General features: G+C 68.4%; 18 protein-coding genes and 1 riboswitch. Of the genes, 8 read left to right on the top strand and 10 right to left on the bottom strand.

Annotated features, from left to right (window positions below; genetic code table 11):
• Positions 1-16: 16 nt before the first annotated feature.
• Positions 17-1,282 (bottom strand): threonine synthase, encoded by a 1,266-nt coding sequence (gene thrC, locus NQK81_RS12430; protein ID WP_005158594.1) that lies wholly within the window; start codon positions 1,280-1,282, stop codon positions 17-19.
• A gap of 13 nt (positions 1,283-1,295) precedes the next feature.
• Positions 1,296-1,428: riboswitch (SAM riboswitch) on the bottom strand.
• 135 nt (positions 1,429-1,563) lie between these two features.
• Between thrC and holA the strand changes: the two genes are divergently transcribed.
• Complete coding sequence (holA, locus tag NQK81_RS12425; RefSeq protein WP_126729571.1) at positions 1,564-2,547, top strand: DNA polymerase III subunit delta; 984 nt, start codon at positions 1,564-1,566, stop codon at positions 2,545-2,547.
• A 52-nt stretch (positions 2,548-2,599) separates the two neighbouring features.
• On the opposite strand, the gene rpsT is transcribed toward holA, so the two are convergent.
• The gene (rpsT, locus tag NQK81_RS12420) at positions 2,600-2,860 is read right to left on the bottom strand and encodes a 30S ribosomal protein S20 (protein ID WP_007034798.1); all 261 of its coding nucleotides are present in this window, start codon (positions 2,858-2,860) and stop codon (positions 2,600-2,602) included.
• A 331-nt stretch (positions 2,861-3,191) separates the two neighbouring features.
• Between rpsT and NQK81_RS12415 the strand changes: the two genes are divergently transcribed.
• Both NQK81_RS12415 and NQK81_RS12410 read left to right on the top strand, forming a co-directional pair.
• Positions 3,192-4,097, top strand: a complete 906-nt coding sequence (locus NQK81_RS12415; RefSeq protein ID WP_257488290.1) for an EamA family transporter — start codon at positions 3,192-3,194, stop codon at positions 4,095-4,097.
• A gap of 23 nt (positions 4,098-4,120) precedes the next feature.
• Complete coding sequence (locus tag NQK81_RS12410) at positions 4,121-4,495, top strand: VOC family protein (protein ID WP_007034800.1); 375 nt, start codon at positions 4,121-4,123, stop codon at positions 4,493-4,495.
• On the opposite strand, the gene NQK81_RS12405 is transcribed toward NQK81_RS12410, so the two are convergent.
• The gene (locus tag NQK81_RS12405) at positions 4,492-5,079 is read right to left on the bottom strand and encodes a class I SAM-dependent methyltransferase (RefSeq protein ID WP_257488289.1); all 588 of its coding nucleotides are present in this window, start codon (positions 5,077-5,079) and stop codon (positions 4,492-4,494) included. The two genes, NQK81_RS12410 and NQK81_RS12405, sit on opposite strands and share 4 nt — an antisense overlap.
• A 113-nt stretch (positions 5,080-5,192) precedes the next feature.
• On the opposite strand from NQK81_RS12405, the gene lepA reads away from it, so the two are divergent.
• Complete coding sequence (gene lepA, locus NQK81_RS12400; RefSeq protein ID WP_126729564.1) at positions 5,193-7,034, top strand: translation elongation factor 4; 1,842 nt, start codon at positions 5,193-5,195, stop codon at positions 7,032-7,034.
• Between the two features lie 52 nt (positions 7,035-7,086).
• Here the strand turns inward: lepA and NQK81_RS12395 are convergent, their stop codons facing one another.
• Entirely contained in the window at positions 7,087-7,533 is a 447-nt protein-coding gene (locus NQK81_RS12395) for a pyridoxamine 5'-phosphate oxidase family protein (protein WP_126729562.1), read from the bottom strand.
• Between the two features lie 56 nt (positions 7,534-7,589).
• Entirely contained in the window at positions 7,590-9,353 is a 1,764-nt protein-coding gene (locus tag NQK81_RS12390; protein WP_257488288.1) for a beta-N-acetylhexosaminidase, read from the bottom strand.
• A 152-nt stretch (positions 9,354-9,505) separates the two neighbouring features.
• Between NQK81_RS12390 and NQK81_RS12385 the strand changes: the two genes are divergently transcribed.
• The gene (locus tag NQK81_RS12385; protein WP_257488287.1) at positions 9,506-10,555 is read left to right on the top strand and encodes a nitronate monooxygenase; all 1,050 of its coding nucleotides are present in this window, start codon (positions 9,506-9,508) and stop codon (positions 10,553-10,555) included.
• Here the strand turns inward: NQK81_RS12385 and NQK81_RS12380 are convergent.
• The 3 genes from NQK81_RS12380 to NQK81_RS12370 form a co-directional block, all read right to left on the bottom strand.
• The gene (locus NQK81_RS12380) at positions 10,530-12,005 is read right to left on the bottom strand and encodes an amino acid permease (RefSeq protein ID WP_257488286.1); all 1,476 of its coding nucleotides are present in this window, start codon (positions 12,003-12,005) and stop codon (positions 10,530-10,532) included. The two genes, NQK81_RS12385 and NQK81_RS12380, sit on opposite strands and share 26 nt — an antisense overlap.
• Positions 12,006-12,084: 79 nt before the next feature.
• On the bottom strand, positions 12,085-13,128 hold the full coding sequence (locus tag NQK81_RS12375; protein ID WP_257488285.1) for an alpha/beta hydrolase: 1,044 nt from the start codon (positions 13,126-13,128) through the stop codon (positions 12,085-12,087).
• Positions 13,129-13,299: 171 nt separating this feature from the next.
• Positions 13,300-14,277, bottom strand: coding sequence for a zinc-binding dehydrogenase (locus NQK81_RS12370; protein ID WP_257488284.1), 978 nt, complete (start codon positions 14,275-14,277; stop codon positions 13,300-13,302).
• Positions 14,278-14,336: 59 nt separating this feature from the next.
• Here NQK81_RS12370 and NQK81_RS12365 point away from each other — a divergent pair, with 59 nt between their 5' ends.
• From NQK81_RS12365 to NQK81_RS12355, 3 genes are read left to right on the top strand one after another with little or no spacing between them, the layout of a single operon-like run.
• Complete coding sequence (locus NQK81_RS12365) at positions 14,337-14,540, top strand: hypothetical protein (protein WP_126729554.1); 204 nt, start codon at positions 14,337-14,339, stop codon at positions 14,538-14,540.
• An 11-nt stretch (positions 14,541-14,551) separates the two neighbouring features.
• On the top strand, positions 14,552-15,031 hold the full coding sequence (locus NQK81_RS12360) for a guanyl-specific ribonuclease (protein WP_257488283.1): 480 nt from the start codon (positions 14,552-14,554) through the stop codon (positions 15,029-15,031).
• Entirely contained in the window at positions 15,028-15,384 is a 357-nt protein-coding gene (locus NQK81_RS12355) for a barstar family protein (RefSeq protein ID WP_257488282.1), read from the top strand. Before NQK81_RS12360 ends, NQK81_RS12355 begins: the two co-directional genes overlap by 4 nt.
• On the opposite strand, the gene NQK81_RS12350 is transcribed toward NQK81_RS12355, so the two are convergent.
• Positions 15,381-16,154 (bottom strand): enoyl-CoA hydratase-related protein, encoded by a 774-nt coding sequence (locus NQK81_RS12350; RefSeq protein ID WP_257488281.1) that lies wholly within the window; start codon positions 16,152-16,154, stop codon positions 15,381-15,383. The genes NQK81_RS12355 and NQK81_RS12350 overlap by 4 nt on opposite strands.
• Positions 16,155-16,231: 77 nt before the next feature.
• Positions 16,232-16,855: a cyclase gene (locus tag NQK81_RS12345; protein ID WP_126729547.1), complete on the bottom strand. Its 624-nt coding sequence runs from the start codon at positions 16,853-16,855 to the stop codon at positions 16,232-16,234.
• Positions 16,856-16,948: the final 93 nt, after the last annotated feature.

Here is a 16,948-nt window from a genome sequence, read left to right as displayed (position 1 = left end):
GCGGGCCGTCGGGAACTCAGATGCCCAGAGCCTCGCGGACCGCGTCGGCCGAGGCGCTGACGGTGGCCTTCGGGCCGATCTTGTCCTCGACGGCGTCGAGGGTCTTGAGCCCGTCACCGGTGATCAGCAGGACGATCTCCTCGTCCGGGTTGAGCTTGCCGGTTTCGATGAGCTTCTTGGCCGTCGCGACGGTGACGCCGCCGGCGGTCTCGGTGAAGATGCCTTCGGTGCGGGCGAGCAGCCGGATGCCCTCGACGACCTCTTCGTCGGTGACGTCTTCGATCGCACCGCCGGTGCGGTTGACCACGTCGAGGACGTAGGGGCCGTCGGCCGGGTTCCCGATCGCCAGCGACCGGGCGATCGTGTCCGGCTTGACCGGCTGGACGACGTCGTGCCCGGCACGGAAGGCCGCCGAGACGGGGGAGCAGCCGGTGGCCTGCGCGCCGAACACCTTGTACGGCGTCTCGTCGACGAGGCCGAGCTGTCCGAACTCGCGGAAACCCTTGTCCACCTTGGTGAGCTGGGAACCGGAGGCGATCGGCACCACGATCTGGGAGGGAAGCCGCCAGCCGAGCTGTTCGGCGACCTCGAAGGCCAGCGTCTTGGAGCCTTCCGAGTAGTAGGGCCGGACGTTCACGTTGACGAACGCCCAGCTCTCCTGCTCGGCGGCGAGCTGGGTGGCGAGCCGGTTCACGTCGTCGTAGTTGCCGTCGACCGCGATCAGGTCACCGTCGTACACGGCGGTGGTGAGGATCTTGGCGCGTTCCAGGGTCTTCGGGATCAGCACGACCGACCGCCAGCCGGCGCGGGCCGCCGCGGCGGCGACGGCGTTGGCCAGGTTGCCGGTCGAGGGACAGGCGAGCACGTCGAACCCGAACTCGCGCGCGGCCGCCAGAGCAACGGCGACCACGCGGTCCTTGAACGAGTGAGTGGGGTTGCCGGTGTCGTCCTTGACCCAGACCTTCTTGACGCCCAAGGCTTTCGCGAGCCTGTCGGCCTGGATGAGCCGGGTGGCGCCGGGTTCGGTGTTGGGGATCTCTTCGACGTTCGAGGGAACGGGAAGGAGTTTCTTGTAGCGCCAGATGTTCTTCGGTCCGGCTTCGATGTCCTCGCGGCGCACGCGGCCGAAGTCGTAGGCGACTTCGAGCGGCGAGAAGTCCTCGGCGGAAACGAATTCGGGGGCGAGCGGCTGCCGGTGTCCCTCTTCCTTCGACACCAGTTCGACGGCCGGTCCGAGATCCGGGGTCTTGGTGGTGGAGGTCGTGCCGAGGGTTGCGGTCATCGCGAGGTTCCTTTCCTCATCTGCCCCGCCATGGCGGGCCGGAATTGGCACCGTGTTCGTCAGCTATCCCGCGATCGCGGAATGACAGGCTGACGCCGGTTGCCGGGGCTTCATCGGGCCGTTCCCTCTGCCCCTCTGGATGAGCGGTATTCGATTGTCGGCACGCGTGTGATCGCGTCGCCTCGCCAACACCGTACGACATGAGGCTCAGGTGGGGCCACCGTGCCCGCAACACATCACCGGACAAAGCACACGAGAGGAGGAGTGGCAGGATCGTCACCGTGACGACGCAAGCTTCCGCCCCATCGCCGCTGGTCCTGGTTCTCGGTGAGGAAGAGCTGCTGATCGAACGCGCGGTCCGCAGCGCTTCGGACGCGGCCAAAGCGGCCGATCCGACGGCGGATCTCACCCGGATCCGGGTGTCGGACCTCACAGTCCCGGCACTCGCGGAGATGGTCAGCCCCTCTCTATTCGCCGAAGGGAGGGTGATCGTCCTCGAATCCGCGCACGACATCTCGCAGGAGCTCGCCGACGGGGTGATGGCCTACGTCAAGGCCCCCGCCGACGGCATCGTGCTCGTCGTCGTGCACAGCGGAGGTGGCCGGAGCAAGGCCGCGAAGGGGCTCCCCACCGCCTTGAAGAAGGCCGGTGCGGAGGTCGTCGAGTGCCCGAAACTGACCAAGCCCGCCGAGCGGGAATCCTTTGTCCGCAACGAGGTCCGCCGGGTCGGCGGGAAGATCGACGGTGCGGCCGTGCTCGCGTTGATCGACGCGGTCGGTTCGGATCTGCGTGAACTGTCGTCGGCCGCGACCCAGCTGGTCGCGGACGCCGGCGGAGCGGTCGACGAGCAGGCGGTCCGGCGCTATCACCGGGGTCGCGCGGACGTGAACGGGTTCGCCGTGGCGGAGAAGGCCGTCGCCGGGGACAAGGCGGCGGCGCTGGAGTCGCTGCGCTGGGCGATGCAGCTGGGCGTGCCGCACGTGCTGGTCGCGGACGCCCTCGCCGACGCCGTCCGGACGATCGCGCGGGTGTCCGGTGCCGGTCGCGGCAACCCGAACCAGATGGCGGGTGAGCTGGGCATGCCGCCGTGGAAGGTGCGCAAGGCGCAGGGACAGGCCCGCGGCTGGGGCCAGGACGGGCTCGCCACCGCGATGCGGGTGGTCGCCCGGCTCAACGCCGAGGTCAAGGGAGTCGCGGCCAACCCGGAGTACGCGCTGGAGCGTGCCGTCCTGGAGGTCGTCGACGCCCACGGTACAAGCCGCTGAACACGGCGAAGGGCCCCGGCGACTCGCGTCGCCGGGGCCCTTCGAAAGCCGATCAGAGAGAGTTCGCGCGCTTCGCCAGCGCGGACTTCTTGTTGGCGGCCTGGTTGGCGTGGAGAACGCCCTTGGTCACGGCCTTGTCCAGCTTCTTGGCCGCGTCCTTCTGCAGTTCCAGGGCCTTGGCCTTGTCGCCGGCGTCGGCGGCCTCACGGAACTTGCGGATCGCGGTCTTCACCGAGGACCGGATCGCCTGGTTGCGCTGACGCGCCTTCTCGTTGGTGGTGATGCGCTTGATCTGCGACTTGATGTTGGCCACGGGGGCGCTCCTCTTGAATCTCTCGGTGGTTTCACCGTCGCGCTGTGACCGGCCCTGCGTACTCGTGAGAGCGCGCGGGTTTCCTCCATGACGGAATGCCACACGACGGTGAAAGGCAAGCTTAACAGCCGTCCAGGGGTGGCTCGCGGCCACCTCGGGACGAGGGCTTGAGGTACGGTGCGGAGCGTAGTGCCTAGGGTTCCGCCGCCTGCCCGCTCGGGAAACACACAATCAGGGCAGACGGGACAGGTCCGAGCGGCACCATCGGCGGGGCCGGAAGCGCCGCCGTTCATCTGACGGGACAAAAGCCTGGAGGACCGGTGTTTTCCGCATGCGCGGAAAACGTGAAAGGTCCGTCGTGAACGCCACCGCCCTGTCCTTCGTCGTCATCGCCGCCGTCATCCACGCGGGCTGGAATCTCGCGGCCAAGCGGATCCGTCGTGGTGGAGCCCGGTTCGTCTGGGCTTACTACAGCCTGTCGGCTGTCCTGCTCGTCCCCGTCATGGTCGTCTCGCTGGCCGTGGAGCCGCAACGTCCACAGTGGACCTGGTTGTTCGCCGCGGTGGTCACCGCGGTGTTCCACGTCACCTACGGGGTCGTCCTCCAGCGGGGCTACGCCGTCGGCGACCTCTCCGTCGTCTATCCCGTCGCCCGCGGTACCGGACCGCTGATCTCGGTGCTCGCGGCCGTCGTCCTGCTCGGCGAGCGACCGGGGGTGCTCGGCCTGGTGGGCGCGTTCCTCGTGGTCGCCGGGGTGCTGGTGATCGGGACCGGGCGGGCGCCGGCGCATGCCGACGCCGCCGATCGTGTCGCCCGCCGCAAAGGCCTGATCTACGGACTGCTGACCGGTCTCACGATCGCCGCTTACACCCTGTGGGACGCGCATTCGGTCACGGGTCTCGGGGTCCCGCCGATCGTTTACTTCGGAACCGGCGCGATCGTGCAGAGCGTCCTCATGACGCCGTACGCGCTGAAGGACCGCGAAGAGGTCTCGTGGCTCTGGCGCGAACACAAGCGTGAGGTGCTCGTCGTCGGCGTGTTGTCGCCGGTCGCCTACCTGCTGGTGCTTTACGCCCTCCAGATCGCTCCGGTGAGCCTCGTCGCACCGGCGAGGGAGCTGAGCATCGTCCTGGGTGGCCTTGCCGCCTGGCTGGTCCTGGGGGAGGCGAACGCCGTCCGCAGGCTGGCCGGGTCGGTGGTGGTGCTGGCGGGGATCACCGCGATTGCGATGGCCTGAACCCATCCGGTAGGGATTGAGCCATGGACGTGCTGAGCAGCAGGGTGCTGATCCACCCGAAGGACCTCGACGTGTCGACGGCGTTCTATCGGGACACCCTGGGCCTGGCCATCGACAAGGAGTTCCCCGGCGGGACGGTGTTCTTCGCCGGGAACGGGTCGATCGAGATCGTCGGTACCGGGAAGACCGGTCCGACCCCTGACGTCGCCTTGTGGCTCCAGGTCCGGGACCTGCCGGCGGCGCTCGAGGAACTCGCGGAGAAGGGATTGGAGCCTGTCCGCGGGGCGCGACGTGAACCCTGGGGGCTGGACGAAGCGTGGATCGCCGACCCGGACGGCACCAGGATCGTGCTGGTCGAGGTGCCGCGTGAGCACCCGTTGCGCACTGACCCGCGTTAGTTCAGCGGCTTGATCGCGCGCAGCTGAGCGGCGAGCGAGGCACCGAGGCCCGGCGGTTCCCAGGTCCAGGTCTGCAGGTCGGTGAAGCCGGCGGCGGCCACTTCGTCGGCCAGCTCGTGGCGGGAGACCGGCAGCCACTTCTCGTGCGACGACAGCAGCAGCCGCCCGCCGGGCCGCAACACACGGAACAGTTCGGCGAATCCGGCCGCCCGGTCCTCCCACAATTGCACGTTGTTGACGCTCAGGACCACGTCGACGCTTTCGTCCGGCTGGCCGGTCGAGGCCGCGGTGCCGGGCCGCAGCTCCACCTCGTCGCCGCAGCGACGGCGCGAGAGGGCGAGCATCTCCGGGGAGGGATCGACACCGATCGCGCGGCCCGCGCGTCCGGCCGTGGCCTCGAGACCGACGCCCGGGCCCGGGCCTACGACCAGGGCGGTTTCGCCGGACTCGATCGACGCCAGCTCGACGATGCGAAGCTCAGTGGCGGCGTTGCCGTGGGCCATCGCCCGGCCACCGAACCGGCCGAGCAGTCCCCGGGGACGGCCGAACGTTCGGTCGAGTATCTGGGACAGTGAAGTGCTCATACTTCGAGGGCACCACAGCTCACCACGGGCCGCATCGGGGATGACCCCCACTCGCACCCGGAGCGGCATGGGAGCATAGAGGTGGCACACCCCGACCTTCGCGAGGAAACCCGTTGACGACGTTCGCCGACACGACCTTCACGCCCCCGGAGCTCATCCGGAACTTCTGCATCATCGCGCACATCGACCACGGCAAGTCGACCCTGGCCGACCGGATGCTGCAGCTCACCGGCGTGGTCGAGGAGCGGGCCATGCGCGCTCAGTACCTCGACCGCATGGACATCGAACGGGAACGCGGGATCACCATCAAGGCGCAGAACGTGCGCCTGCCCTGGAAGGTCGACGGCCAGGATCATGTCCTGCACCTGATCGACACTCCCGGCCACGTGGACTTCACCTACGAGGTTTCCCGGGCACTGGAGGCCTGCGAAGGGGCGATTCTGCTGGTCGACGCGGCTCAGGGGATCGAGGCGCAGACGCTGGCGAACCTCTACCTGGCGCTCGAGAAGAACCTGCACATCATCCCGGTGCTGAACAAGATCGACCTGCCGTCGGCCGATCCGGACAAGTACGCGGCCGAGCTGGCGCACATCATCGGCTGCGAGCCCTCGGACGTGCTCCGCGTGTCGGCGAAGACCGGTATGGGCGTGACCGAACTGCTCGACGAGTGCGTGAAGCAGGTCCCGCCGCCGGTCGGCGACGCGGACGCGCCCGCCCGGGCGATGATCTTCGACTCGGTCTACGACACCTACCGGGGTGTCGTGACCTACATCAGGGTCGTCGACGGGAAGATCACGCCGCGCGAGCGGATCAAGATGATGTCGACCGGTGCCACCCACGAACTCCTCGAGGTCGGGATCATCTCTCCGGAGCCCAAGGCCAGCAAGGGGCTCGGGGTCGGCGAGGTGGGCTACCTCATCACCGGGGTGAAGGACGTCCGTCAGTCGAAGGTCGGTGACACCGTCACCTCCGAGCGCAAGGGTGCCGAGGAGCCGCTCGCTGGCTACCGCGAGCCGAAGCCGATGGTCTACTCGGGTCTGTACCCGGTCGACGGGTCGGACTACCCCGAACTGCGTGAAGCACTGGACAAGCTCCAGCTCAACGACGCCGCGCTCGCCTATGAGCCGGAAACCTCAGTGGCGCTCGGGTTCGGATTCCGCTGTGGCTTCCTCGGCCTGCTGCACCTGGAGATCACCCGGGACCGGCTCGAGCGCGAATTCGGCCTCGACCTGATTTCGACCGCGCCGAACGTCATCTACAACGTCGTGCTCGAGGACAAGAGCGAGGTCGTGGTGACGAACCCCTCGGACTGGCCGTCCGGGATGAAGATCTCCGAGGTCCACGAGCCGGTCTCCAAGGTGAGCATCCTGGCGCCGTCGGAGTTCGTCGGCACGATCATGGAGCTGTGCCAGGCCAAGCGCGGCACGCTGCTGGGGATGGACTACCTCTCCGAGGACCGCGTCGAGCTGCGCTACAACATCCCGCTCGCGGAGATCATCTTCGACTTCTTCGACACGCTGAAGTCGCGTACGCGTGGTTACGCGTCCCTCGACTACGAAGAGGGCGGCGACCAGGTCGCCGATCTGGTCAAGGTCGACATCCTGCTCCAGGGCGAGACCGTCGACGCGTTCTCGGCGATCGTGCACAAGGACGCCGCTTACGGTTACGGCAACCGGATGGCGACGCGGCTGCGTGAGCTGATCCCGCGGCAGCAGTTCGAGGTCCCGATCCAGGCGGCCGTCGGGTCGCGGATCATCGCCCGCGAGACCATCCGCGCGATCCGCAAGGACGTGCTCGCGAAGTGTTACGGCGGTGACATCTCGCGTAAGCGCAAACTGCTGGAAAAGCAGAAGGAAGGCAAGAAGCGGATGAAGACCGTCGGCCGGGTCGAGGTCCCGCAGGAGGCCTTCGTCGCCGCACTGTCCACTGAGGACGCCGGTAGCAAGAAGAAGTAGGCCACACTCGCGAAAGGGCCGCCCGGAGCACGATCCGGGCGGCCCTTTCGCGTCAGCGATTCCCGCTGATGCGGTTCGCCGTGACGAAGACGGCGACCCTGCGTTCGGCGGCCATCACACGGTCGTACTCGTCCCAGTCGTCGTGGGTCCCCGTCGCCGCCATGAAGACCTCACGCAGCAACCGGGGAAGGCCGGCCGGGTCGAAGTCCGGGTCCGGGTCGTCCGGCCCGATGAGGTGCGTGCTTCCCTGGACCGCCGCCCATTCCCAGCCGCGCCTGAAGGTGACCGTGGCGTGGCCCGCCCGGCGGAACAGGTCGAGTTTCTTCACCCCGCCCATCGCCACGAAGGCGACCCCTGGTGCCTTGGTGACCGGGTCTTCGAAGACGCCGGCGTTGACCACCGAAGAGTGGACGGTGCCGTCGGCGCGGACCGTCGAGACGGTCGCGAGTCCGTTTTCGCGCAAGGAAAGTGTGCGGACGAGTTCGAGGTCTGCGGCCATGTGACCACCGTAGCCCGCTCGGCCCGGTGAAGGGGCCGAGCGGACTACTGGACGGGTCAGCAGGTGCCGTTGTCCCGCCAGACACCCCATTGGCCGGTCGTCCCGGGCTCTTCGCCTTGCGTCCACCACTGCGCTGTCCACTTGTGGCCGTTGTGGGAGACGCTCGCTCCGCCGGTGTAGACCGAAGCACGGTCCCACGCGGGGAGCGAGCAGGTGCCCGGGTTACCGGATCCGGTTTCCCAGGGCACCTGGCCCGACTTGTAGTAGTCGAGGCCCTGGGCCTGCCACCGCGGGGCTTGGGCGCCGAGGCGTACCCGGAAGGTGTTCCAATCGTGGGTCGACCACGGCGACCAGCCGAGCTCGGCGTGCGCGGGGAGCCGGGGGAACGCGAGGTAGTCGATGTTCGCCGGGGTGACCACGGTTTCGGTCCACAGCGGGGATTCGACGCCGCGGACGGCGGATTCGGGAACGCCGGAGAGGTAGGCGCCCGGGTTCCAGTTGTAGGCGTCCTGGACCTCGATGTAGCCGGCCCAAGAGAGCCCGATCGGGGTACTGGAGTTGTACTTCATGTCCAGGTAGGCCTTGTTGGCAGGCGACAGGATCACCTTGCTGCCGCGGGCGACGGCGTTCGAGACCTCCGTGCTGGACGTCGTCGTGCCCCAGAACTGCGGGGTCGCCGTGGCGGGCAGGGTGGCCTTGCCGATCTCGTGCCAGCCGACGACCTGCTTGCCCGCGGCGGCCACCATCGGCAGCACCCGGTTCATGAACGTGCGGTAGTCCGCGTCGCTGGTGGCCTGAGCCTCGTCGCCGCCGAGGTGGAAGTACGGGCCGGGCGTCAGCGCGGCGACCTCGCGGATGACGTCGTTGACGAAGGTGTAGGTGATCTCCTTCGAGATGCAGAGCGAGCTGTAGCCGACGGCGGTGTCGGTGCGCAGCGGGGGAGCGGTGTTGTTGCAGTTCAGCTCGGCGTACGAGGCCAGGGCGGCGTTGGTGTGCCCGGGCATGTCGATCTCCGGGATGACCGTGATGAATCGCGAGGCCGCGTAGTTCACGATCTCCGTGTACTGCGCCTTGGTGTAGTAGCCGCCGGCGCCTCCGCCGACCTGGGTGCTGCCGCCGTAGGTGGTCAGTCGCGGCCAGCTGTCGATCTGGATGCGCCAGCCCTGGTCGTCGGCGAGGTGCAGGTGCAGGTTGTTGATCTTGTACTGCGCCAGCTGGTCGATGTACCGCTTGACGGTGGCGACCGGATGGAAATGCCGGGCGACGTCGAGCATCGCGCCTCGGTAGCCGAATCGCGGATAGTCCAGGATGTCGGCACCCGGGATCGTCCAGGGCCCCTGCTGGGCAGTGGAGCTTTCGATCTTGCCCGGCAGCAGCTGCCGCAGTGTCTGAACGCCGCCGAAGAGACCTTGCGCGGTCGTCGCGCGCAGGACGACCGATGCGGATGTCGAGTTGAGCTGATAGCCCTGGTCGCCGACACGGGAGTCGGCTCCGGACAGCAGGAGTGAGATCCCGTCGGCCGGGGTGCCCGGTGGCGCGTCGGAGACGGGCAGTGGGAAGCCGGTGGACGCGCGGAAGATCCCGGCGAGGTAGTCACCGACGGCCTTGGCCTGTGCCGAACCGGCCTGGGTGTAGATCTTGGTGTTCGCGGTCAGGGTGTGGTCGGAACCGGTGACCGCGCGGACCGAGACCGGGACCGGGACGATCGCCTGCAGTGGCGGGGTGGCCGCGTCGGCGACGGGGGCGGCTGCGGTGGTGACGCCGGCGAGCAGCGCCACCCCGACGAAGGCGCGGCCCAGCCGCGCTTTCAAAGTCTTCACCGGGTGCCTCCAGGGGACAGGGGCGTGACGCGCGTCACGCGCTGTTCGATGGTCGCACTTCCGGCGTTAAAGGTCTAGACCACCATGGCCGAACCTTGGAGTGACTCGAACGTCACATTCCGTGTCACGGCGAGAGGGCTATCGTCGGAAACGTGTTCGAAGATCTGCGTTTTCCCGTGATCGCGGCCCCGATGGCCGGTGGGCCGACCACTCCCGAGCTCGTGGCCGCGGTGACCGCGGCGGGCGGGTTCGGCTTCCTGGCCGGGGGCTATCTGAGTGCCGACGCCCTCTCGGACCGGATCGCGAAGACGGCCGGGCTGACCGGTGAGCCGTTCGGCGTGAACCTCTTCGTCCCGGGCGGCGCCGCCGAGGCGGACCTCGGCGCGCATGTCGAGCGCTGGCGCGCGGAGGCCGAACGCCATGGTGTCGAGCCCGGCGAGCCGCGCTGGGACGACGACGCCTATGCCGCGAAGCTCGAGGTCGTCCTCGAGCGGAAGGTGCCGGTCGTTTCGTTCACCTTCGGCACCCCTTCGCCCGAGGACGTCGAACGCCTGCACGCCAACGGGAGCAAGGTGGCCGTCACCGTCACCAGCCCGGCGGAGACCGATCAGGCCGTGGCTGTCGGCGCGGACGCCCTCGTGGTCCAGGGATTCGAGGCCGGAGCGCATCGAGGACTCTTCGCTGACGAGCCCGGAGCCGAAGGCGGGGGCGCGCAGTACGGCGTCCTCAGCCTGCTCCGCCTGGTTTCGGCGCGGACGAATCTGCCGCTCGTCGCGACGGGTGGGCTGGTGCACGGCGCCGATATCGCGGCGGTGCTGGCGGCGGGGGCCGTCGCGGCACAGCTGGGCACCGCTTTCCTGCGGGCGGACGAGGCGGGGACGCAGCCCGCGCACCGGCAGGCGCTCGCGGACGGAGGAAGGCCGACGGCGTTCACCAGGGCTTTCAGCGGGCGTCCCGCCCGGTCGCTGGTCAACCGTGTGGTCGCGGACTTCTCGGCCACGGCGCCGTCGGCGTATCCGGAGGTCAACAACCTGACCAAACCGATCCGCGCGGCGGCGGGCAAGGCGGGTGACCCCGAGATCATGTCCCTCTACGCGGGGCAGACCTACGAGCTCGCGGGCTCCGGCCCGGCGGCGTCGATCGTCGAACGCCTCCAGGCCGAAGCCCGCGATGCGGCTACGCGTTTGAGTCGTCTCCGCTGACCTGCTTCGCGTCGCCGTTGTTCGCGTTCATCGCGGAGTGACGGCGGCTGTAGGCGAAGTAGATGATCAGGCCGACGCCGAACCAGGCCGCGAACCGCAGCCAGGTCTCCGGGTTCAGGAACGTGATCAGCCAGATCGAGAAGACGACGCCGATGATCGGCACGATCGGCATACCCGGCGTCTTGAACGTGCGGGGCAGGTCGGGCCGCTTGTAGCGCAGGACGATCACCGCGATGCAGACGACGACGAACGCGAGCAGGATGCCGATGTTCGTCAGTTCCGCGGCCTCGCCGATGGGCAGCAGCCCGGCGATGACCGCCGACGCGATACCGAGCACCCAGGTCATCCGGCTCGGCACCTTGCGGACCGGGTGGGTCTTGCTGAACCACTTGGGCAGCAGACCGTCGCGGCTCATCGAGTAGCCGACCCGGCTCGCGCCCATGAGGAAGGTGAACAGCACCGTGGTGATACCGATGATCGCGCCGACGGCGATGATCAGGCCGAGCCACTTCATGCCGAGCCCGGCGAAGGCGCTGGAGAAGGCGGCCTCGCTGTCGATGTCCTTGTAGTTGACCATCCCGGTCAGGACCAGGCAGGCCAGCACGTAGAGCACCATCGAGATGGCGAGCGAGTAGATGATCGCCTTCGGCATGTGCTTCTGGGAGTCGGTCGACTCCTCGGCCGCGGTGGACATGGCGTCGTAACCGAAGACCGCGAAGAACACCGTCGCCGCGCCGGTGAACGCGCCGCTGAGGCCGAACGGGAAGAAGTTCGAGTAGTTGTCGGTGTTGATGTGGAAGACACCGACGACGATGACCAGCAGGACCAGGCCGACCTTCAGGTAGACCAGCAGCGTTTCGAACCGGGCCGCGTTCTTCATGCCCTGGTTGAGGATGAAGGCGATCAGCAGGCACAGCAGCACGGCGAACAGGTTGATCTTGTAGGACCCCGGCGCGACATCGCCCGTTTCGGTGCCCGGAGCGCCCAGCATCCAGGTCGGGAGCTCGATGTTGAGATAGCCCAGCAGTTCGTTGAAGTAGCCGGAGATGCCGATCGCGACCACCGCCACGATCGCGGTGTACTCCAGCAGCAGGTCCCAGCCGATGAACCAGCCGACGATCTCGCCCAGCACGGTGTAGCCGTAGGTGTAGGCGGACCCGGCGCGGGGGATCAGCCCGGCGAACTCGGCGTAGGAGAACGCGGCGGCGGCGCTGGCGATACCCGCGATGAGGAACGAGATGAGCACGGCGGGCCCGGCCGTCTTGTTCGCGACCGCGCCGGCCAGGGAGAAGATCCCCGCGCCGATGATGCCCCCGACGCCGATCGCGGTCAGCTGCCGCAGGCCGAGCGTGCGTTGGAGCCCTCCGCCCCCACTGAGTTCTTGGATCTGATCGATCGGTTTACGGCGGAAAATCCCGGATCCCGAGCCCAGGCTGCGCGGTGCGGACATCGTCGTCTCCCAACAGGTTGTGCCCTTCGGACTGGGTCACAGTCCGAAGGGCACCGTAGCGGGAGTCGGGACTTCGCACCTATCCGGCGACGGTGTCCTCGCTCACTTCGGCGGCCACGCGAGCGGCGATCTTCGACGGCCTGGACGCGCCGGCGGAGAAGTAGGTCAGCAGCTCGGAGATCTCGACGGGGTCGTCCAGCTGCGGGCAATGGCCCCAGTCCTCGCGCACCATCAGCCTGCTGTGCGGGACCAGCGCGTGCAGCTGACGCCCGGAGGCGGCGCTGACCAGCTTGTCCTTGCCACAGACGACCACCAGGAGCGGGATGCGGACTTCCTCGAGCCGGTACGCGTTCGCCAGCTCTTCGACGAGCTGCCTCGCCTGTTCGAGCCTGGTGGTGGTGGACCGGTAGTCCGGGAACAGCGACGTGAAGCGGCGGACCTGGGCGGCGTCCGCGACGGAGGAGTCGGCGTACAGCAGCCGGGGCACGACCTGCTCGGCGACGGCGCGCACGAGGAAACCGGGGATCGGCAGCGGCAGGGCCGAGTACATCCGGAGCGGCAGCGGATACCGGGCCACGGTGCGGATGAGCCAGCTGTCCACGAAACCGGGCGCGGCGATCGACACCACACCCGCGACCGGCAGCCGGTGGTTCTCTGCGGCCCGGAGGCTCATGGTGCCGCCGAGCGAGTTGCCGGCGAGCACCACCGTGCCGAGTACGGCCTGCTCCTTGACCACAGCCGCGGTGAACGCGTCCAGCTGCGGGAGCATCGGGCCCGGCCGCAGTGGCTGCGCGTCACCGAATCCGGGCAGATCGACCGCGACCGCCGGAACACCGGCGGCCGCGAGCAGCTCCAGAACCGGGCGCCAGGTGTCGGCGCTGTCGCAATAGCCGTGCAGCAGCACCAGCCTCGGCGCCGTCGGTTTGACCTGTCCGCGTGTGGGGGCCCGCTTGCCGAGCATCCGCCGGGGCGCGCGGTCGGTGGATTCCACCGGCTGCGGCCCGACTTCGAGCACTCTGGTGCGGACACCGGCGTAGCGCCGGAACGAGACGCGGATCGGGTCGGCGTCGGTGCTGGTCCGGCCCCCGGGGTCCGCCGGTTCGGGCCGCTGCGATGCGGTCATTCTTCAAGGCTAACCGCGAGAGGTCGGATTTTGGTCGAACTTTGGTCGTGAAAAGCTCCCTGAGTCATAACGTTCTTGACACTTGACAAGACCGCGAAATGACTGTTTGACCTGCGCGGAACGCGCGGACGTGCGCCTGTGTGCGCGCTTCATCGCGCCAAGGGGGAGAGCTCACCCCTCCGATGAATGTGTGAAGACCACCTTGCCTGAGGTTTCCCCGTCGAGCATGTTCTTAAACCCGGTTTCGGCTTCGGCGAACGGCAGCTCGGCGCCGATCTGCGGACGGACCCCGGTGAGCTCGAGGTAGGCGAGGAGGTCGTTCAGTTCGTCCCTGGTCCCCATGGTCGAACCCGCGATACGCAGTTGCAGAAAGAACACGCGCTGCAACTCCGCGTGAGCGTCCGGGCCGCTGGTCGAGCCCGAGACGACGATGATCCCGCCCGGTTTGAGCGACTTCACCGAGTGCGACCAGGTCGCCTTGCCGACGGTTTCGAAGACGGCGTCGACCCGCTCCGGCAGCCGAGCGCCGGACTCAAAGGTCTGATGTGCACCCAGACTTTCGGCCAGCGCACGCTTTTCCTCGCTGCGTCCGGTCACCCAGACCCGGAACCCGGCCGCGCGCCCGAGCTGGACGAGGGCGGTCGACACGCCGCCGGAGGCGCCCTGCACGAGCATCGTCTGTCCCGGCCGCAGCCCGGACTTCACGAACAGCATCCGGTACGCGGTCAGCCACGCCGTGCCCATGGTCGCGGCTTCGGCGAAGGTCAGGCTCGACGGCTTCGGCACGACGTTGCGCGCGGGGACCACGACCTGCTCGGCGAAGGTGCCTTGGTACTTCTCGGTGAGCAGGGTGCGCTTCGGGTCGAGCGTGTCGTCGCCCTGCCAGCCAGGGGCGTTGATCACCGAGTGGACGACGACCTCGGTGCCGTCGTCGAGGGTGCCCGCGCCGTCGCAGCCCAGGATCATCGGGAACTGCTCGGGTTTGATGCCGACGCCGCGCAACGTCCACAGGTCGTGCATGTTGAGGCTGGCGGCCTTGACGTTGACCCGCACCCAGCCTTCGGGCACGTCGGGCTCGGGTCGCTCGCCGATCACGAGCGAGTCCAGCGGCTTTTCGGCGTTGGGTTCGGAAGCGTAAACGGCGAACATGTCAGCAACCTACATGGCCTGACCGGTGGTGGCAGCGGGCGCGAGCGTAGGCTCACAGCGTGTTCAACGGGCTTGCAGACTGGTGGGACGGCGTCGAGCTGTGGCTCGCGCAGGCCCCGTTCCCCGTCCAGTTCGTGCTGGTCATGGCGGTCGTGGTGCCGCTGTGCCTGGTCGCGGCCTTGGTGCTCGACACGGTGTTCGGCAAGCTCGCCCGGTTCTTCGGCACGGCCCGCGATGCGAACGACTCCGACCGGCCGTCCTAAGCTGGCACACCATGTTCAACCGTAGGCGGATCACCGCCGCCCTGATCGGCCTGATCGTGCTGGTGCTCGCAGGCTGGTTCGTCAAGGACGGCATCAGCGGTGACGACACGAAGAGCGCTCCGGCGAGTTCGTCCGCTTCGGCCGCGCCGTCGGGCGACGCCGCGGCGAGCGGCGCGAAGGGCAAGGTCGCGGGCGCGGAGTCCGGGCTCCCGGTCAAACCGCTCACCGGACTTCCCCCGCAGGCGTCCGACACCTGGAAGCTCATCCAGGCGGGCGGGCCGTACCCGTATCCGCGCAACGACGACGTCACCTTCCAGAACCGGGAGAAGGTCCTGCCGGCCAAGAGTTCGGGCTACTACCGGGAATACACGGTCAAGACGCCGGGCAGCCCCGATCGCGGGGCGAGGCGGCTGGTGACCGGTGGCGGCAAGGAGCTGTACTACACCGAGGACCACTACAAGTCCTTCGTCGTCGTGGATCCCAGCCGATGAGCGCGGGCAAGGAAGCCGCGGACAAGGCGTTCGCCCGCGGCGCGTATCCGCATCTGATCGACGGCACGCGGACGGTCGACAAGGACACGACGCTCGACGCGATCGCGGAGGCGCTGTCGTTCCCCGATTACTTCGGGAAGAACCTCGACGCGCTCTACGACTGCCTCACCGACCTGTCGTGGCTCCCGGCCGGCGAGCACGTGCTGATCTGGTCCGGTTCCTCGGGCCTCAGGGAGCGCGATCCCAAGGCGTACCTGGCCGTCCGCAGCGTGCTGTCCGACGCGCAGCGGGCGCTGGGGCCCTCCGGTGACCGGAAGGACTCCCGGCGCCTCACTGTCGTCTTGCCGGATTAGGCCTCTGGGACCCAGTTCGGCTTGCGCTTCTGCGCGAACGCCGTGATGCCCTCTTGGCCTTCTTCGCTCGCGAAGAATCCGGCGGACAGCTTGTTCATGGCCTCGAAGCCTTCGGACGGCGTCGCCGGGCGAGGCTTGCTGAGCAGTTCCTTCGTCGCCGCGAGCGCCTTCGGCCCGCCGAGGGCGAGCGCCTTGACATAGCGGGCGACCTCGCCGTCGAGTTCGTCGGCGGTGACGGCGGAGTTCAGCAGGCCGATCTCGACGGCGCGCTTCGCGTCGAAGGTGTCACCGGTCAGGAAGAGCTCGTGCGCGGCGCGGGCGTTGAGCCGCGGCAGCACGGTGAGCGAGATGACGGCGGGGACGACGCCGATCCGCACCTCGGAGAAGGCGAAGGTCGCTTCGTGGACGGCCACGGCGATGTCGGTCGCGGCCACCATGCCGATCCCGCCCGCCCGCGCGGGGCCCGCCAGCTTCGCCACGACCGGTTTGGGGCTGGTCCACAGCTGCTCGAGGATCTTCGGGAACTCGTTGACGCCCTGGGCGCCCGCACCGGCGCCGCGGGCCTCCTTGAGATCCATGCCCGCGCAGAACACCGGACCGGTGTGGGTGAGCACGATGACCCGTACCGCGTAGTCCGCCTTCGCCTTGTCCAGCGATTCGCTCAGTTCACGCCGCAGCTGGGCGGAGAGCGCGTTGCGGTTGTGCGGGGAGTCCAGGGTGATCGTGGCGGTGCCGCCCACCACGTCGTAGTGCACCAGTTCGTCAGCCATGCCCCACCTTCGCACGGGCGAAGTCGGGCCGGGCAGTGGCCTGCGCCACCATCGGATGACGGTGGCGCAGGCACGGGTCAGCCGATCGTCGTCGTGGTGAAGGTCGGGCTCGGGTTCGGGAAACAGGCGGTCGGGGCGGAGACGTCGAAACCGGCGCTGACCACGGCGGTGAACGTCAGGCCCGGGTCGCTGTAGCTGGTCCCGCCCAGTTTCGTCTCGATGGTGCCGGACGAGCCCGCGGTCAGATGCGCGGTCACGGTCGGCAGTTCGAACGTCGAGCCACCCGCGATCGGGCCGGGGAAGCTCAGCGTCGCGACGCTGCCGGAGACGGTGATCTTCGGCGGGGTCGAGCCGATGCCGGAGCCGCCGGCGAGGTCGGCGCCCACCCAGGTCGAGTTCGCCGGGATCGGGATCTTCAGGGCGAAGTCCTTGATGTTCTTGACCTGGTAGCCGCTGACCTCGGCCGGGACGGTGTTCGGCGCCGGGTCGATGACGACGTCGAGGGCGGCGCCGGGAGCGACCGTGGCCGGAGCGGTGACGTCGGCGTCCTGGTTCAGCTTGAGGTACTTGTTGCCGACGAGCGGCGGCTTCGCCTCGCAGTCGAAGACGACGGTGGTCGCCGCGGAAGCCGGTGCGGCGAGCCCGGCGAACGGGACGAGCACGGCCGAGGCGCAGACCAGGGCACGGATGGCAGCCTTCATGTTCCACCTACCTGGGGGTTCGATGGGGAGAGAGGGAGCTGCGCAGCGTTTAGAGAGTTACCGGCAAGTTAAGTAACTCGTCAAGAAATCTCC

The sequence above is a fragment of the Amycolatopsis roodepoortensis genome (assembly GCF_024628825.1).
GTDB lineage: Bacteria > Actinomycetota > Actinomycetes > Mycobacteriales > Pseudonocardiaceae > Amycolatopsis > Amycolatopsis roodepoortensis.
The sequence above is the reverse complement of the archived record's forward strand: the minus strand, read 5'-3'. Positions and strand labels throughout refer to the sequence as shown.

What these genes read in the sequence shown, in the direction of transcription:
- thrC (WP_005158594.1), bottom strand. Translation starts at nt 1,282, where the DNA reads ATGACCGCAACCCTCGGCACGACCTCCACCACCAAGACCCCGGATCTC.
- NQK81_RS12415 (WP_257488290.1), top strand. Translation starts at nt 3,192, where the DNA reads ATGCGCGGAAAACGTGAAAGGTCCGTCGTGAACGCCACCGCCCTGTCC.
- NQK81_RS12410 (WP_007034800.1), top strand. Translation starts at nt 4,121, where the DNA reads ATGGACGTGCTGAGCAGCAGGGTGCTGATCCACCCGAAGGACCTCGAC.
- NQK81_RS12405 (WP_257488289.1), bottom strand. Translation starts at nt 5,079, where the DNA reads ATGAGCACTTCACTGTCCCAGATACTCGACCGAACGTTCGGCCGTCCC.
- NQK81_RS12395 (WP_126729562.1), bottom strand. Translation starts at nt 7,533, where the DNA reads ATGGCCGCAGACCTCGAACTCGTCCGCACACTTTCCTTGCGCGAAAAC.
- NQK81_RS12380 (WP_257488286.1), bottom strand. Translation starts at nt 12,005, where the DNA reads ATGTCCGCACCGCGCAGCCTGGGCTCGGGATCCGGGATTTTCCGCCGT.
- NQK81_RS12375 (WP_257488285.1), bottom strand. Translation starts at nt 13,128, where the DNA reads ATGACCGCATCGCAGCGGCCCGAACCGGCGGACCCCGGGGGCCGGACC.
- NQK81_RS12370 (WP_257488284.1), bottom strand. Translation starts at nt 14,277, where the DNA reads ATGTTCGCCGTTTACGCTTCCGAACCCAACGCCGAAAAGCCGCTGGAC.
- NQK81_RS12360 (WP_257488283.1), top strand. Translation starts at nt 14,552, where the DNA reads ATGTTCAACCGTAGGCGGATCACCGCCGCCCTGATCGGCCTGATCGTG.
- NQK81_RS12355 (WP_257488282.1), top strand. Translation starts at nt 15,028, where the DNA reads ATGAGCGCGGGCAAGGAAGCCGCGGACAAGGCGTTCGCCCGCGGCGCG.
- NQK81_RS12350 (WP_257488281.1), bottom strand. Translation starts at nt 16,154, where the DNA reads ATGGCTGACGAACTGGTGCACTACGACGTGGTGGGCGGCACCGCCACG.
- NQK81_RS12345 (WP_126729547.1), bottom strand. Translation starts at nt 16,855, where the DNA reads ATGAAGGCTGCCATCCGTGCCCTGGTCTGCGCCTCGGCCGTGCTCGTC.